The sequence below is a fragment of the Streptomyces sp. 184 genome (assembly GCF_045781775.1).
Classification (GTDB): domain Bacteria; phylum Actinomycetota; class Actinomycetes; order Streptomycetales; family Streptomycetaceae; genus Streptomyces.
The window spans coordinates 4,052,679-4,068,544 of record NZ_CP123230.1 but is presented as its reverse complement, the minus strand read 5'-3'; the positions used below and the strand labels follow the sequence as shown (position 1 = coordinate 4,068,544).

The window sequence follows — 15,866 nt, the reverse complement described above, 5'->3', positions numbered from 1 at the left end:
GCGAGATCACCCGGCCCGATCGAGGAGTCGACCATGGCGCAGCCGGAGCACACCGCGGGCCCGGGGCCGGACGCCGGGCCGGGCTTCGGGCCGGACTCCGCGCCCGCCGGCCTGGTGATCGAGGGCTGCACCGCGCTGGTCCACGACGCCGGCGGCGACGTCGCGTTCGCCGAGGACGCCGGGATCGTGATCCGCGACGGCGCGATCGCCGCCGTGACGTCCGCCGCCGAGGCGGCGCGGGTGCCGGCGGCCGAGCGCATCGACGCCCGCGGCCAGGTCGCCATGCCGGGCCTGGTCAACTGCCATACGCACGCGCCTATGGTCTTCCTGCGCGGCTTCGCCGAGGACGTGCCGGTCGAGGAGTGGTTCAACGACTGGATCTGGCCGGTGGAGAGCAACCTCACCGACCGGGACGTCGAGTTGGGCGCGCTGCTGGCCTGCGCCGAGATGATCCGCGGCGGCGTGACCACCTTCGCCGACCACTACTTCGCCATGGACCGGGTGGCCGACGCGGTCGCGGCCACCGGGATGCGCGCCGTGCTCGGCCTCGCGTACTTCTCCTCCCAGGGCACGGCAGGCCGCGAGCGGTCGCTGGAGTTCGCGCTGCGCCGCGCCGGCGCCGCGGACGGGCGGATCACGACGTGCCTGGCGCCGCACGCGCCGTACACCGTGACGGACGACGACCTCGCGGCCACGGCCCGGCTCGCGCGGGAGCACGGCCTGCTCGTCCATCTGCACGCCGCGGAGAACCGGGAGCAGACCGAGCAGAGCCTCGCCCGGCACGGCCGTACGCCCGTCGAGGTGCTCCAGCGCTGCGGACTGCTCGACACCGACGTGCTGATCGCCCACGGCACCGGGCTGACGGACGCCGACATCGCGCTGCTGGGCCGGGCGCCGGGCGCCGGGGTGGCGACCGCGCCGCGCGGCTATCTGAAGTTCGGCTGGGACACCACGCCGGTGCGCGCGCTGCGCGCGGCCGGCGTGCCGGTAGGCCTGGCGACCGACGGGGCCGCGTCCAACAACACGCTCGACGTCTGGGAGAGCATGGCGCTGACCGCGCTGGTGCAGAAGTCGGCCGAGCGGGACGCCACCTGGGCGACCGCACGCCAGGTGCTGCACCACGCGACGACGCAGAGCGCGCGGGTCGTCGGCCTCGGCGACCGGGTGGGCTCGCTCGCGCCCGGCCGCCGGGCCGACGTGATCCTGGTCGATCTGACGGGGCCGCACACGCAGCCCGTGCACGACCTCGCCGCCACGCTGGTGCACAGCGCCCGCGCGGGCGACGTGCGCACGACCGTCGTCGACGGCCGGGTCCTCATGCGCGACCGGCGGTTGCTGACCGTCGACGTGCCGGCGGTCGCGGCCGAACTCGCCCCGCGCCTCGCGGCGCTGACCGAGCGCGGCCACGGCCGCCGGATCCAGAGCTACGACACGTGAGCCCGCCCGCGCGCTACTGCGCGGCGTCGGGCGTGGTGACGCGCACGTAGTCCACGACGAGTTGCTGCGGGAAGACGGTGCTGCCGTCCGGGTCGCCCGGCCAGTAGCCGCCCACCGCCAGGTTGAGGATCAGGAAGAACGGCTTGTCGAAGACCCACCGCTTGCCGCCGAGATCCGCGGGCGTGCGCGTCTGGTAGACGTTGCCGTCCACGGACCAGGTGATCTCGTTCGGAGACCAGTCGATCGCGAAGGTGTGGAAGCCGTCGGCGAACGCCTCGCCGCCCGGCAGCGAATACCCGGCCCCGATGCCGCCGGCGCCGGAGTAGTCCGGCCCGTGGATCGTGCCGTGCACGGTGTTCGGCTCGAAGCCGACGTTCTCCATCACGTCGATCTCGCCGCTGGCCGGCCAGCCGACCTGGCCGATGTCGTCGCCGAGCATCCAGAACGCCGGCCACATGCCCTGCCCGCGCGGCACCTTCATCCGCGCCTCTACATGGCCGTAGGTGGTGGTGAAGCGCCCGGAGGTGTTCAGCCGGGCGGAGGTGTACTCGCACCGGCCGTACCAGCACTGGTAGTCGCCGGGGTTCTCCTTGCGCGCCGTGATCACCAGGTTGCCCTGGCCGTCGAGCGCCGCGTTGGAGTTGCCCGGCGTGTAGTACTGCCGCTCGTGGTTGTTGACGTTGTCGCCGGTCTCGATCAGCCACTTGCCGCCGTCGACGGCGGAACCTGCGGGTCCGTCGAAGTTGTCTTCGAAGGTCACAGCCTCGGGGCCGTCCGGCGCGGCGCCCGCCGAGCCGGGTGTCCAGCTCAGCCCGGCACAGACGGCCGCGAGCAGCAGGACCGCGGGCGTACGGCGACGCCGTTTGCTCCGTGATGTCATGAAGGTGCGCCTCGATTCCTCTGGTGGGGGGTTGCCGACCGGGGAACGCCGCTGGTGCGGGGCGTCCCGACTGGTCAGCCGGGTATCGAGCTTGGTCCAGACCTGTTTCGGTGCGAAAGTGAACTCCTTTGCGCGGGCGCAGTCAATGGATGCGGCGGATCCCGCCGCGTTCATTTCCCGAAGCGAACGGCGGCGCACCCCGGCGACCCCCGCCGAACGGGGCCCGAACCCACGCCCGTTGCCCAAGCGGGCACCGAACGGGCACGCGTCCCTGCCGGGGCGGGCACGCGCGGCGCGCGGCGAAACCGGGCAACAGCCGCTCCCCAGCGGCGATACGGCAGGGCAAGCGGGCACAGGCGGTCACGACGTGCGGTGCATCAACCCTGGCCGGTGGGGTCGGCCGCCGGTAGAAATGCCTTCGGAAGCCCGAACGGGCAGGGCTTCCCCCCTCCGACAGCACCCCCCACAGCAAACCGCGAAGGCAGGTGGTCGTCGTGGACGGAGAAGAACGCAGGCGGGTCATCCTGGAGACCGCTCGGCGCGCCGGCAAGGTGGACGTCGCCAAGCTGGCCGCCGACCTGGGCGTGTCCCGGGAGACCGTACGGCGCGACCTGACGCTCCTGGAGGACCACGGGCTCGTCCGGCGCACGCACGGCGGCGCGTACCCGGTGGAGAGCGCGGGGTTCGAGACCACGCTCGCGTACCGCACGACCATGCACGTGCCGGAGAAGTCGCGCATCGCCACCGCGGCGGCGGAGCAGCTCGGCGACGCCGAGACGGTCTTCATCGACGAGGGCTTCAACCCCCAGCTCATCGCCGAGGCGCTGCCGCGGCCCCGCCCGCTGACCATCGTCACGGCCTCGCTCGCCACCGCGAGCGCCATGGCCGGGGACGACCGCGTCACGGTGTTACTGCTCGGTGGCCGGGTGCGCGGCAGCACCCTGGCCACCGTGGACCACTGGACGACCAGGATGCTCGCCGGCTTCGTCATCGACCTGGCGTACGTCGGCGCCAACGGCATCTCCCGCACGTACGGGCTGACCACGCCGGACCCGGCGGTCAGCGAGGTGAAGGCGCAGGCGATGCGCGCGGCCCGGCGGAAGGTCTTCGCCGGGATCCACACCAAGTTCGGCGCGGTGAGCTTCTGCCGCTTCGCGGAGGTCTCGGAGTTCGACGTGATCATCACCGACACCGGGCTGCCCGCCGCCGAAGCCCACCGCTACTCGCTGCTGGGCCCGCAGGTCATCAGGACCTGACCGGCCCGGCGCGCCCGGCGCCCCTTCCGTAGCACACCACACCCCAAACCCGCGTACGCCCCGCCTTCCCGGACGACCGAGCACCCCGGGTGGCCCGGCTTCGTACGCCCTGATTCCCTCCCCCGACCCTCCTTGGGAGCATGCGATGCTCACTCCGACCCGCAGCAAGCGCACCATCCGCACCCTCGTGCCCGTGGTCACCGCCGCGGCCCTGCTCGCCGCGTGCAGCGGCGCGGGGGGCGGCGGCAGTTCCGGGGGCGACGACTCCGTCAACGTCGTCATGGTCAACAACCCGCAGATGGTGGAGCTCCAGAAGCTGACGGCCAAGCACTTCACGAAGAAGACCGGCATCGAGGTGAACTTCACCGTGCTGCCGGAGAACGAGGTCCGCGACAAGATCAGCCAGGACTTCGCCAACCAGGCCGGACAGTACGACGTGGCCACCATCAGCAACTTCGAGGTCCCCTTCTACGCCGAGAACGACTGGCTGCTGCCGCTGGACGAGTACGCCGCGGACGACGCGAAGTTCGACCAGCAGGACGTGCTGGCGCCGATGCGCGAGTCGCTGACGGCCGAGGACGGCAAGCTGTACGCCGAGCCGTTCTACGGCGAGTCGTCGTTCCTCATGTACCGCAAGGACGTCTTCGCCGAGCACGGCCTGAAGATGCCCGACAAGCCGACCTGGCAGCAGGTCGCCGACCTCGCCGCGAAGGCCGACGGCGCCGAACCCGGCATGAAGGGCATCTGCCTGCGCGGCCTGCCCGGCTGGGGCGAGGTCGTCGCGCCGCTGACGACCGTGGTCAACACCATGGGCGGCACCTGGTTCGACGAGAACTGGGAGGCACAGCTCACGTCGCCGGAGTTCACCAGGGCGGTGGAGTTCTACGTCGGCCTGGTACGCGAGCACGGCGAGGCCGGCGCGGCCCAGTCGGGGTACGCCGAGTGCCTGAACAACCTCACCCAGGGCAAGACCGCCATGTGGTACGACGCCACGGCGGCCACCGGCTCGCTGGAGGCGGAGGACTCCCCCGTCCGCGGCAAGATCGGCTACGCGCCGGCGCCGGTGGACAAGACCGAGTCCTCCGGCTGGCTCTACACCTGGGCGTGGGGCGTGCAGAAGGCGTCGGAACGGCCGGAGAGCGCCTGGAAGTTCATCTCCTGGGCGTCGAGCAAGGAGTACGAGGAGCTGGTCGGCAAGGAGCTGGGCTGGGCCAACGCGCCCGCGGGCAAGCGCGCCTCGACGTACGAGAACCCGGACTACCTCAAGGCCGCCGACTCCTTCGCCGACATCACCCGCGAGGCGATCGAGGGCGCCGACCCGCGCGACCCGGGCACGCAGCCGCGGCCCGCGCCCGGCATCCAGTTCGTCGGCATCCCCGAGTTCTCCGACCTGGGCACCAAGGTCTCCCAGGAGATCAGCTCGGCCATCGCGGGCAAGCAGTCCGTCGAGGACGCGCTGGAGAACTCCCAGGAACTGGCCGAGGAGGTCGGCGGGGAGTACCAGGACCGATGAGCGCCCCGACCGCCGTACGCACGAAGCGCCCGGCCCCGCGCGCGGGCCGGCCGGCACCCCGCCGGCCGGGCCGCGGGGCGCGGGCCTGGGCCACCCGCGCGCCGCTGATGCCGGCGCTGGTGTTCCTGATCGCGGTCACCCAACTGCCGTTCGTGGCGACGCTGGTGATCTCCCTCTTCGACTGGAACTCGCTCCGCCCGGACGACCGCACGTTCTCCGGGCTCGACAACTACGGCAAGGTCGCCGGCGACGAGAGCCTGCGCGAGTCGGTGGTGACCACGGCGCTGCTGACCGCCGCGGTCGTCCTGGTCAGCGTCGTGCTCGGGCTGCTCGTCGCGCTGCTGCTGGACCGGGCGTTCCCCGGCCGGGGCGTGGTGCGCACGCTGCTCATCGCGCCGTTCCTGCTGGTGCCGGTGGCCGCGGCGCTGCTGTGGAAGCACGCGCTCTACAACCCCGAGTACGGCCTGTTCAACGGCGCGATCACCTGGGTCGCGGAGCTGTTCGGCGACGACACGCCGCCGCAGCCGGACTGGGTGTCGGACATGCCGCTGATGGCCGTCGAGGCGGCGCTGATCTGGCAGTGGACGCCGTTCATGATGCTGATCCTGCTGGCCGGGCTCCAGAGCCGGCCGACGGAGATGGTGGAGGCCGCCAAGCTGGACGGGGCCAGCAGCTTCCAGATCTTCCGCTATCTGACGCTGCCGCACCTGCGCCGCTACCTGGAACTCGGCGTGCTGCTGGGCTCGGTGTACATCGTCCAGAACTTCGACGCGGTGTTCACCATCACCTCGGGCGGGCTGGGCACCGCCAACCTGCCGTACACGATCTACCAGACCTTCTACCAGGCGCACGAGTACGGGCTGGCGTCGGCCGCCGGCGTGCTCGTGGTCATCGGCTCCATCGTCATCGCGACCTTCGCGCTGCGCGTCGTGTCGTCCCTGTTCCGGGAGGAGGTGTCCCGCGCATGACCTCGACCGCACCGGCCGCGGCCCCGAAGCCGGCCCGCACCGCGCTGCCGCCCGCGCTGCGCCGGGCCCGGCGCCGCAGCGCCGGACTCGGGCTGCTCGCCTGGCTCGTCGGCATCGCGTTCTTCCTGCCCGTGGCGTGGATGGTGCTCACGTCGCTGCACGCGGAGTCGGACGCCGCCGCCAACCCGCCGGCGGTCGCCGCGTCGCTCACGCTCGACGGCTACCGCACGTTCTTCGGCTCCGGCGGCGGCCCCAGCCCGTGGCCCGCGCTGCTCAACTCGCTGATGGCCAGCGCGTTCTCGACCGTGCTGGTGCTCGCGCTGGCGCTCCCGGCCGCGTACGCGCTGTCCATCAGGCCGGTCAAGCGCTGGACCGACGTGCTGTTCTTCTTCCTGTCCACCAAGATGCTGCCGGTCGTCGCCGGGCTCCTGCCGATCTACCTGTTCGCCAAGAACACCGGGATGCTCGACAACATCTGGCTGCTCGTCCTGCTGTACACGTCGATGAACCTGCCGATCGCGGTGTGGATGCTCCAGTCGTTCCTCGCGGACATCCCCGTCTCGATCGTCGAGGCCGCGCAGATCGACGGCGCCCGGCTCACCACCGTGCTGACCCGGGTGATCGCCCCGGTCGCCGGCCCGGGCATCGCCGCCACCTCGCTGATCTGCTTCATCTTCAGCTGGAACGAGATGCTGTTCGCGCGGGTGCTCACGGGGGTGACGGCGGAGACCGCCCCCGTCTTCCTCACCCGCTTCATCACCAGTCAGGGGCTCTTCCTCGCCCAGGTCTGCGCCGCCTCCGTCGCCATCTCCCTCCCGGTGCTCGCCGCCGGGTTCGCCGCCCAGGACAAGCTGGTCCAGGGCCTGTCCCTAGGAGCCGTCAAATGAGGGCCGCCGTCATCGAAGCCCCCGGTACGGTCACCGTGACCGACGTCCCCGACCCTTCTCCCGGCCCCCGCGAGGTCGTGGTGGACGTGGCGGCGTGCGGGCTGTGCGGGACCGATCTGCACATCCTCCAGGGCGAGTTCGCGCCCACGCTGCCGGTGGTCCCGGGCCACGAGTTCGCGGGCGAGGTCGTCGGCATCGGCCGCGACGTCACCGAGGTCGCGGTCGGCGACCGGGTCGCCGTCGACCCGTCGCTGTACTGCCACGAGTGCCGCCACTGCCGTACGGGCCACGGCAACCTGTGCGACCGGTGGGGCGCCATCGGCGTCACCGTCGCCGGCGGGGCGGCGGAGTACGCGGTCGCGCCGGTCGCCAACTGCGTGCGGCTGCCCGACCACGTACGCACCCAGGACGCGGCGCTGATCGAGCCGCTGTCGTGCGCGGTGCGCGGCTACGACGTGCTCCACAGCAAGCTGGCGGCCCATGTGCTGATCTACGGCACGGGGACGATGGGGCTGATGATGCTGGAGCTGGCCAAGCGCACCGGCGCGGCGGCGGTGGACGTGGTCGACGTCAACCCCGAGCGGCTGGCCACCGCGCAGAAGGTGGGGTGCAGCCGCGCGGCGGCCTCGCCGGAGGAGTTCGGGCAGCCGGCGGGCTGGGACGTCGTCATCGACGCCACCGGCAACGCGGCGGCGATCCAGGACGGCCTGGGCCGGGTCGCGAAGGCCGGCACGTTCCTCCAGTTCGGGGTGGCGGACTACGCGACGACCGCCACCATCGAGCCGTACCGCATCTACAACCAGGAGATCACCATCACCGGCTCGATGGCCGTGCTGCACAGCTACGAGCGCGCGGCGGAGCTGTTCGCCGCGGACGTGCTCGACCCCGAGCTGCTCATCAGCGACCGGCTGCCGCTGGAGCAGTACCCGGCCGCGCTGGAGCAGTTCGCGGCCGGCAAGGGCCGGAAGATCGTGGTGGTGCCGTAACCGCCGTCACCGCCGTGACCGCGGGAGGCCGGTGTGGGCGCCGTGTGAGACGGGTCTCAGACGGCGCTCATATATACCGATTCACTACGCTACGGCCCCTGTTGGCCGCTGGCAGACTGAGCCGTTGTCGGCAGACCCCTCCACGCCACGGAAGGACGGCGAGGTCAGGTGGCCATGATTGACTGCGCGGCTTGCGGCAGGTGGCACGACGCGGCCGGCGCGCCCTGGTGCGCCGGTGCCGGCGCGGCCCCGGTCGACCCCGCGGGCGGCGGGAGCGCCCCGCTCCAGGAGCCGGGTCCCCCCGTGCCGGGGCCGGATCCGCGGGACGTGGAGCTGTTCACCGAGGCCCGGTCGGCGTCCGCGGACACGGCTCCGTACGCGCGTGCCGCCCCGGACGACGACATGCTGGAGCCCGCCGTCGTCCCCCACCGCGCCCGGCACGGCCGCGGCCGGCGCCGGCGCCCGCCCCGCGCACGGCTGGCGGCCCTCGCGGCCGCGGGGGTGGCGGCGATCTCCGCCGGGCTGGTCGCGGCGAACGTGCTCGGCGGAGCCGGTACGCCCGACGCGACCCGCGCCGACGAGCGCCCCGACGCCCCGCTCGGGCCGCTGCCCACCGACGCCGGGAGCGCGAGCGCCGACCCCGGTGCCGCACCGACGACGAGCCCGCCGGCCGAGCGGGCCGGCGACCCGGACCGCGTGCAGCGCTCCCGGCCCACCACGGCCCCGCCGACGAGCGCACCGGCGGACCCGACGACGCCGGGGCCCAGCCCCGGCGGCAGCTCCGCGAAGCCCGGCGGCCCGTCCTCGACCGCCTCCTCGCGGGCGACGGTCTCGGCGCCGAGCGGCACCCCCTCCGGCTCGCAGTCCTCCTCCCCCTCGCACTCGCCCACCCCGACACCGACCGACGGCACCGGCGCCCAGGACGGGCAGGAGCGCGGCCGGGCAAAGACCCCGGACGGGTAGCGGCACCCGAACGGGTGAGCCGGTCCCCGCGGTGCGCGTCGCCGGCGCGCCCGTGCGGATGCGCGATGCCCTCGCGGGGGCGAGATTGGGGGCATGGCCAGTGCCCACGCCAGCGCGCCCCACGACGGCCGGCTCGACGCGCTGCTGCTCGGCGTGCTCTTCGCCCGGGCGCACTCCGCGCTGCTGGTCTTCGACGCCGAGCTGCGGCTGCTGCGCGCCAACGTCTCCGCGCACCGGCTCCCGGGCGTACCGGAGGAGCCGGCCGGCGGCGAGCGTACGGGGACCGCGGCTCCCGCCGCCCGGGAGGTGGGGGCGGTCGCCGACGGGGCCGAACTGGAGCGGCTGCTGCGGCACGTGCTCACGACCGGCGACCCGGTGCGCGGGGTGCGGATGGCCGGCGGCGACGGCGACCGGGTGCTGTCGGTCTCCGCGTTCCCGATGGCGGACGACGACGGCGGCGCCCCCGCGGCCGTACTCGCCCACGTCCGCGACATCACCGACCGCCGGCGCTCCCGGTCCCGGCTGGAGCTGCTGTACGCCGCGGAGGCGCGCATCGGCGCGCTGCTCGACATCGGCCACGTGGCCCGCGAGCTGGCCGCGGTGGTGGTGCCGGCGCTGGCCGACGCGGTGGTGGTCGACATCGCCGACTCGGTGTGGCGCGGCGACCAGTCGTCGCCCGCGCCGGGGGCGGAGGAGCTGGCGCTGCGGCGGGCCGCGGTGGCGCCGCCGGCGTACCGGGAGGGGCAGGGCGTCGGCACGCTGGTGCGCTACCCATACGCCTCGCCGCAGTCCCGCGCGCTGACCGACCTGCGCCCGCGGCTCATCCAGTACCCGGCGCACCCCGGGCCCCTCCAGAGCGACGTACCGGAGGGGCAGGACCCCATGCCCGTACCCGAGAACGAGGCCGATGCCGAGCCGGATCCCGGGAGCGGCACCGACGACGGCCAGGCGGACCTGCCCGCCGCCGCGGAGGGCGCGCACTCGCTCATCCTCGTGCCGCTGGCCGCCCGCGGCGCGCTCCTCGGCCTGGTCAGCCTCTACCGCTCCGAGCGCCCCTTCCACTTCGACGACGCCGACCTGCGGCTGGCCACCGAGGTCGCCGAGCTGGCGGCGGTGAGCGTCGACAACGCCCGCCGCCAGAACCGCACCCACACCACCGCCTCCGCCCTCCAGCGCAGCCTGCTGCCCGCGCAACTGCCGGAGAACAGCTCGATCGAGACGGGTCTGGCGTACGTGCCGGGCACCTTCCCCGGCACCGGCGGCGCGGGCGGCGACTGGTTCGACGTCATCGGGCTGTCCGGCGCCCGCGTGGCGCTGGTGGTGGGCGACGTGACCGGCTCCGGGCTGCACGCCGCGGCGACCATGGGCCGGCTGCGCTCGGCGATCGACACCATGGCCGGGCTCGACCTGCCGCCGGACGAGCTGCTGACCCATCTGGACGCGCTGGTCTCCCGGCTCATGGAGGAGCCGCCCGACCCGTTCGCCGACCCGCAGCGGGGCCGCCCGCCGCCTGCGGCGACCTGCGTCTACGCCGTGCACGACCCCGTCGCCATGCGGGTGACCCTGGCGCTCGCCGGGCATCCGCCGCCCGTCGTCGTACGGCCGGACGGGGGCACGGAGGTCGTCGAGGCGGCGACGGGCCCGCCGCTGGGCGGCGGCTCCGGTACGTTCCGCAGCGCCGAACTGGACCTGCCCGAGGGCAGCCTGCTCGCGCTCTACACCAACGGCCTGCTGCCCGAGCGCCCCGGCGACTCGCTGGCCCGGCTGCGCCGCACGCTCGCCCACCCGGCGCGCCCGGTGCAGGACCTGTGCGACGACGCCGTACGCGACCTGCTGCCCTCCCGTCCCAGCGACGACGCGGTGCTGCTGGCGGCCCGGCTGCGGGCGCTGCCGCCGGACCACCTGGTCTCCGTACAACTGCCGGTGGATCCCTCCGCGCTGTCCGACGCCCGCGACCTGGTGCGCAGGCGGCTCACGGACTGGGGGCTGCGGGAGATGACGCTGCCCACCGAGCTGATCGTCAGCGAACTCCTCGCCAACGCGGTCCGGCACGCCCCCGGCCCCATCGGGCTCAAGCTCATCCGCCAGTCGGTGCTGACCTGCGAGGTCTCCGACACCAGCCACGCCGCGCCGCACTTGCGGCACGCCACGAGCAACGACGAAGGCGGGCGCGGGCTCTTCCTCGTCGCCCAGTTGGCGCACCGCTGGGGCGTGCGCTACAGCCCCCGCGGCAAAGTCGTCTGGACCGAGCAGGAGATTCCGGGAGGCTGAGCCCGGTGTGACGTGGCTCACACCGCCCCGTCTCCGTGTCACATTCGGCCTTCTGTTCCTGTCCTTAGGAGTGAGTGCACCAGGGAGGCAGGAGCAACCGCATGTCCGTAACCCAGGCGGAGGGCACATCCGGTGGCGCGGCGAGTACCCGGCCGCCCACCGGGACGTCGTCCGGCGAACGCTTCGCCGACTGGGCCGACGGCCGGCTCGGCCTGCACGGAGCCGGACGCAGGTACGCAAGAAAGGTCTTCCCGGACCACTGGTCCTTCCTGCTGGGCGAGATCTGCCTCTACACCTTCATCGTCATCCTGCTCACCGGTGTCTATCTGACGCTGTTCTTCGACCCCTCCATGACCGAGGTCGTGTACGAGGGCTCGCACGAGCCGATGAACGGCGTACGGATGTCCCAGGCGTACGCCTCCACGCTGGACATCTCCTTTGACGTGCGCGGCGGTCTGCTCGTGCGTCAGATCCACCACTGGGCCGCGCTGATCTTCGTGGTCGGCATGCTCGTGCACATGATGCGGCACTTCTTCACCGGCTCGTTCCGCAAGCCGCGCGAGATCAACTGGGTGTTCGGCTGGCTGCTGCTCTTCATCGGCCTCTTCGAGGGGCTGCTCGGCTACTCGCTCCCCGACGACCTGCTCTCGGGTACGGGCCTGCGCTTCGTGGAGGGTGCGACGATCTCCACGCCGGTGGTCGGGACGTACCTGACGTTCTTCCTCTTCGGCGGGGAGTTCCCGGGGCACGACATCATCCCGCGCTTCTACGCCCTGCACATCCTGGTGCTGCCGGGGATCATGCTCGCCCTGCTGGTGCTGCACCTGATCCTGGTCTTCTACCACAAGCACACCCACTGGGGCGGCGCCGGCAAGACGAACAACAACGTCGTCGGCGCGCCGTTCATGCCGGTGTACATCGCCAAGGCCGGCGGGTTCTTCTTCCTGGTCTTCGGCCTCATCGCGTTCATCGCGGCGATCGCGAGCATCAACCCGATCTGGAACGTCGGTCCATACCGGCCGGACCAAGTGTCGACGGGCGCTCAACCGGACTGGTATCTGGGCTTCGCCGAAGGCATGGTGCGCATCATGCCCGGCTGGGAGATCAACGCCTGGGGCCACACCCTCGCGCTCGGGGTGTTCATCCCCATCGCCCTCTTCCCGCTCATGCTGGTCGCCATCGGCGCGTACCCGTTCATCGAGGCGTGGGTCACCGGCGACAAGCGGGAGCACCACCTGCTCCAGCGGCCGCGCAACGTGCCCGTGCGGACCGCGCTCGGCACCTCCTGGCTCGCGCTGTACGTGCTGTTCCTGATCGGCGGCGGCAACGACATCTTCGCCACGCACTTCCACGTCTCCGTCAACAACGTCACCTGGGCCCTCAGGATCGCGGTCTTCGTGGTGCCGGTGCTGACGTTCATCGTCACCAAACGGATCTGCCTGGCGCTCCAGCGGCGCGATCGCGACAAGGTGCTGCACGGCCGCGAGACCGGCATGATCAAGCGGCTGCCGCACGGCGAGTACATCGAGGTGCACGAGCCGCTGTCGCAGGAGGAGCTGCACAAGCTCACCTCCCACGACCAGCCGGAGCCCTACGAACTCGAACCGGCGACCGACGCCAACGGCGTCGCCAGACCACCCGTGGGCATCACGAACCGGGTGCGTGCCAAGCTCGCCCACCACATGTTCGGGCCCGGCACGCAGATCCCGAAGCCGACCGCCGAGGAGTACCGCGCGGCCGAGCACGACCACGACCACTCCGAGCTGCCCTCCGGCAGCGGACCCCGCGAGCTGGAATCCGCGGACGAGGGCCCGGGCGGCCCCTCGTCCGGATGAGGTACGGCCCCCCGACGGCCCTCGTCCGGCACTGAGGCAGGCCCCCGACCGGGTGGGGCGCGGACCCCCGACCGCGCCCCACCCGACTTTTTTGGTTAGGCTACCCTAAGTTCTTTCGAGCGAGGGGTGGCGACGGCGTTGAGCATCGAGGTGTACCGGGACTCCTGGGGGATCCCCCACATCCGCGCCGCCGACCCCCGCGAACTCGCCTACGCCCAGGGACACAACGCCGCCCACGACCGCGCCTGGCAACTGGAGGTCGAGCGGCACCGCGCCGCCGGCACCGCCGCCGCGTTCCTCGGTGAAGCCGCCCTCGACTGGGACGTCTTCGCCCGCCGCGCGCGGCTGGACGACACCGCGCGGCGCTGCTTCCGGCGGCTGGCCGAGGAGGACCGCGAGACCGCCGGCTGGGTCTCGTCGTACGTCGACGGGGTCAACGCCGGACTCGCCGAAGGCGCGGCCCGGGCGCCGGAGTTCGCGGCGACCGCCCTCGCGCCCGGCCGCTGGTCGCCGTGGACGCCGCTGGCCGTGTGGCTGTCCACCCACATCCTCTTCGCCGGCTTCCCCGCCAAGCTCTGGCGCCGGATGGCCGCCGAGCGGCTGGGCGCGGACGCGGTGGGCCTGTTCGCCACCGACGGCCCCGGCACCGCGGGCAGCAACGGCTGGCTGGTGTCCGGCGAACGGACCGCCGGCGGCGGCGCGCTGATCGCCGGCGACCCGCACCGGTTCATCGAGAATCCCGGGGTCTACCAGCAGATCCACCTGGCCTGCCCCGAGTACGACGTCGTCGGCTTCGCCGTGCCCGGCGTCCCCGGGCTGCCGCACTTCGGCCACGCCGGCGGCGTCGCCTGGGCCATCACCAACGCGATGGCCGACTACCAGGACCTCTACCGTGAGCGGCTGCGCCGCCGCGCGGGACGTGTCGAGGCGTTCGGCCCCGACGGCTGGCGCCCGGCCGCGGCGCACACCGAGACCGTGGAGGTCGCGGGCGGGGAGCCGGCCGCGGTCGAGGTGGTCGAGACCGGCCGCGGGCCGGTGATCGCCGAGGTCCCGCCCGGCGCGGCGGAAGGCGGCGGGAGCGGCGACGGGGACGGCGAGTGGGAGGCGCTGAGCCTGCGGTATCCGCCGCGGGTGTACGGGGACGCGGGCTTCTCCGCGCTGCCCGCGCTGCTCGCGGCCCGACGCGTCGCCGACGTGGACGCGGCGCTGGACCGCTGGGCGGAGCCGGTCAACGTGGTGCTCGCCGCCGACACCGAGGGCGGGCTGCTGCACCGCGTCGCCGGGACGGTGCCCGTACGCGACGAGGCCAACCTGCGGGGCGCCGTACCGGCGTGGGACGCGGCGTTCGAGTGGCGCGGGCGGCACGCGCCGATGCCGTCGGTGCCCGTGGCCGGCGGGATCGCGGTGATGGCGAACGAGCGCGGCCCGGCCGCCCCGTTCGGCGCCGAGTTCGCCCCGCCGTACCGCGCGGAGCGCATCCGCGAACTGCTGGCCGGCGGCGACCAGTGGCGCGCCGGGGACATGGCCGCGATCCACACCGACACCTTCGCCGCCGCGGCCCGCCCCCTGCTCGATCTCCTCGCCGGGCTCGACGGACTCGGCCCCGCCGCCGCCGACCTGCGGGCCCGGCTGCTCGGCTGGGACCTGCGGATGGACGCCGGCAGCGCCGACGCGCTGGCGTACGCGCGGCTGCGCTCCGCCGTCGTACGGGCCCTGGCCGCCCACCCCGCACTGGCGCCGCTGGCCGAGCCGCCCGCGTACCCCGCGCTGCTGCTGCCCTGGCTGGATCTGCGCACCCGGATCGCGTACGCGCTGGGCCCCCTGCTCACCACCGGCCGGCTGCCGGAGATCGACCGGCCCGCGCTGGTGCGGGCCGCCGCCGAGGAGGCCGCCGCCCAGCTCGCCGCGGCGGCGCCGGGCGAGCCCGCGACCTGGGGCGAGGCGCACCGGCTGGCACCCTGGCAGGCGCTGCCCGGCGATGCCGGGGAGCGGGGCGGGGCCGGCGGCGAGCAGTGGCCGGGCCTGGCCGGCGACCAGGACTGCGTGCTGGCCACCGCCGCCGTCCCCGGCGTCACCGACCTGTGCGCCCGCGGCCCCGCCGCCCGCTACGTCTGGGACCTCGCCCGCCGCGAACGGAGCCGCTGGGTGGTCCCGTTCGGTGCCTGCGGCGTCCCCGGCGACCCGCACCACCGCGACCAGCTCGCGCCGTGGCTGCACGGTGAGCTGGTTCCCGTACTCACCGACTGGCAGGCCCTGAAGGAGTCCCATGGCGACCGCTGACCCCGCACCCCGCGACCGTGCACCGCGCTACGAGCGGAAGGTCGACGGCTTCGGCACGGTGCGCGTCGTGCCCGTCGTCCCGGACGCGGACGCCGGCCTGCTGCACGGCTGGGTCGCCGCGGACCGCGCCCGCTTCTGGGGCATGACCGGCCTGGACCGCGAGCACGTCCGCGACGTCTACGCGCACATGGACACCCTCGCCACCCACCACGCCCACCTGCTGCTGCGGGACGGTACGCCGGTCGCGCTGCTCCAGACGTACGACCCGGCCGCCGACCGGGTCTCGGAGTGCTACCCCGCCGAGCCCGGCGACATGGGCGTCCACATGCTCATCGGCCCGGCCGCCGGCGCGGCGCAGCCCGGGTTCACGGCCGCGCTGATGGAGGTCGTCACCGCCTTCACGGCGGCGGCCGGCGCGCGGCGCCTGGTGGCCGAGCCGGACGCGGACAACGCGCCCGCGATCGCCCGGCTGCGCCGCGAGGGCTTCACCCTGGGCCCGGAGGTCACGCTGCCGGAGGTCGACCTGCCGGAGGTCCACCTCCCGCCGAAGCGCGCCCGGCTGGCCTTCCGTCCGGTGGCCGGCGGCTGAC

Annotated in this window: 12 protein-coding genes; 11 read left to right on the top strand and 1 reads right to left on the bottom strand. The window is 73.6% G+C overall.

Annotated features, from left to right (window positions below):
• Positions 1 to 33 precede the first annotated feature (33 nt).
• Positions 34 to 1,437 (top strand): amidohydrolase, encoded by a 1,404-nt coding sequence (locus QBL21_RS16975; RefSeq protein WP_407563042.1) that lies wholly within the window; start codon positions 34 to 36, stop codon positions 1,435 to 1,437.
• A 13-nt stretch (positions 1,438 to 1,450) separates the two neighbouring features.
• Here QBL21_RS16975 and QBL21_RS16970 read toward each other — a convergent pair whose 3' ends face one another.
• The gene (locus QBL21_RS16970) at positions 1,451 to 2,317 is read right to left on the bottom strand and encodes a family 16 glycosylhydrolase (protein WP_407563041.1); all 867 of its coding nucleotides are present in this window, start codon (positions 2,315 to 2,317) and stop codon (positions 1,451 to 1,453) included.
• Between the two features lie 494 nt (positions 2,318 to 2,811).
• Between QBL21_RS16970 and QBL21_RS16965 the strand changes: the two genes are divergently transcribed.
• From QBL21_RS16965 to QBL21_RS16920, 10 genes are all read left to right on the top strand, one after another.
• Positions 2,812 to 3,573 (top strand): DeoR/GlpR family DNA-binding transcription regulator, encoded by a 762-nt coding sequence (locus QBL21_RS16965; protein WP_407563040.1) that lies wholly within the window; start codon positions 2,812 to 2,814, stop codon positions 3,571 to 3,573.
• 145 nt (positions 3,574 to 3,718) lie between these two features.
• A complete protein-coding gene (locus QBL21_RS16960; protein WP_407563039.1) occupies positions 3,719 to 5,086 on the top strand; it encodes an ABC transporter substrate-binding protein in 1,368 nt (455 codons plus the stop codon).
• Entirely contained in the window at positions 5,083 to 6,054 is a 972-nt protein-coding gene (locus tag QBL21_RS16955; RefSeq protein WP_407563038.1) for a carbohydrate ABC transporter permease, read from the top strand. Before QBL21_RS16960 ends, QBL21_RS16955 begins: the two co-directional genes overlap by 4 nt.
• Complete coding sequence (locus tag QBL21_RS16950) at positions 6,051 to 6,941, top strand: carbohydrate ABC transporter permease (RefSeq protein WP_407563037.1); 891 nt, start codon at positions 6,051 to 6,053, stop codon at positions 6,939 to 6,941. The genes QBL21_RS16955 and QBL21_RS16950 overlap by 4 nt, the downstream gene beginning before the upstream one ends.
• The gene (locus QBL21_RS16945) at positions 6,938 to 7,927 is read left to right on the top strand and encodes a zinc-dependent alcohol dehydrogenase family protein (protein WP_407563036.1); all 990 of its coding nucleotides are present in this window, start codon (positions 6,938 to 6,940) and stop codon (positions 7,925 to 7,927) included. Before QBL21_RS16950 ends, QBL21_RS16945 begins: the two co-directional genes overlap by 4 nt.
• Before the next feature lie 174 nt (positions 7,928 to 8,101).
• Positions 8,102 to 8,890 carry a hypothetical protein gene (locus QBL21_RS16940; RefSeq protein ID WP_407566454.1) on the top strand — a complete coding sequence of 263 codons (789 nt, stop codon included), beginning with the start codon at positions 8,102 to 8,104 and terminating at the stop codon, positions 8,888 to 8,890.
• 93 nt (positions 8,891 to 8,983) lie between these two features.
• Entirely contained in the window at positions 8,984 to 11,161 is a 2,178-nt protein-coding gene (locus tag QBL21_RS16935) for a SpoIIE family protein phosphatase (protein ID WP_407563035.1), read from the top strand.
• A gap of 101 nt (positions 11,162 to 11,262) precedes the next feature.
• Entirely contained in the window at positions 11,263 to 12,996 is a 1,734-nt protein-coding gene (locus QBL21_RS16930; RefSeq protein WP_407563034.1) for a cytochrome bc complex cytochrome b subunit, read from the top strand.
• 138 nt (positions 12,997 to 13,134) lie between these two features.
• On the top strand, positions 13,135 to 15,276 hold the full coding sequence (locus tag QBL21_RS16925) for a penicillin acylase family protein (protein ID WP_407563033.1): 2,142 nt from the start codon (positions 13,135 to 13,137) through the stop codon (positions 15,274 to 15,276).
• Entirely contained in the window at positions 15,263 to 15,865 is a 603-nt protein-coding gene (locus QBL21_RS16920) for a GNAT family N-acetyltransferase (protein ID WP_407563032.1), read from the top strand. The genes QBL21_RS16925 and QBL21_RS16920 overlap by 14 nt, the downstream gene beginning before the upstream one ends.
• Position 15,866 lies beyond the last annotated feature (1 nt).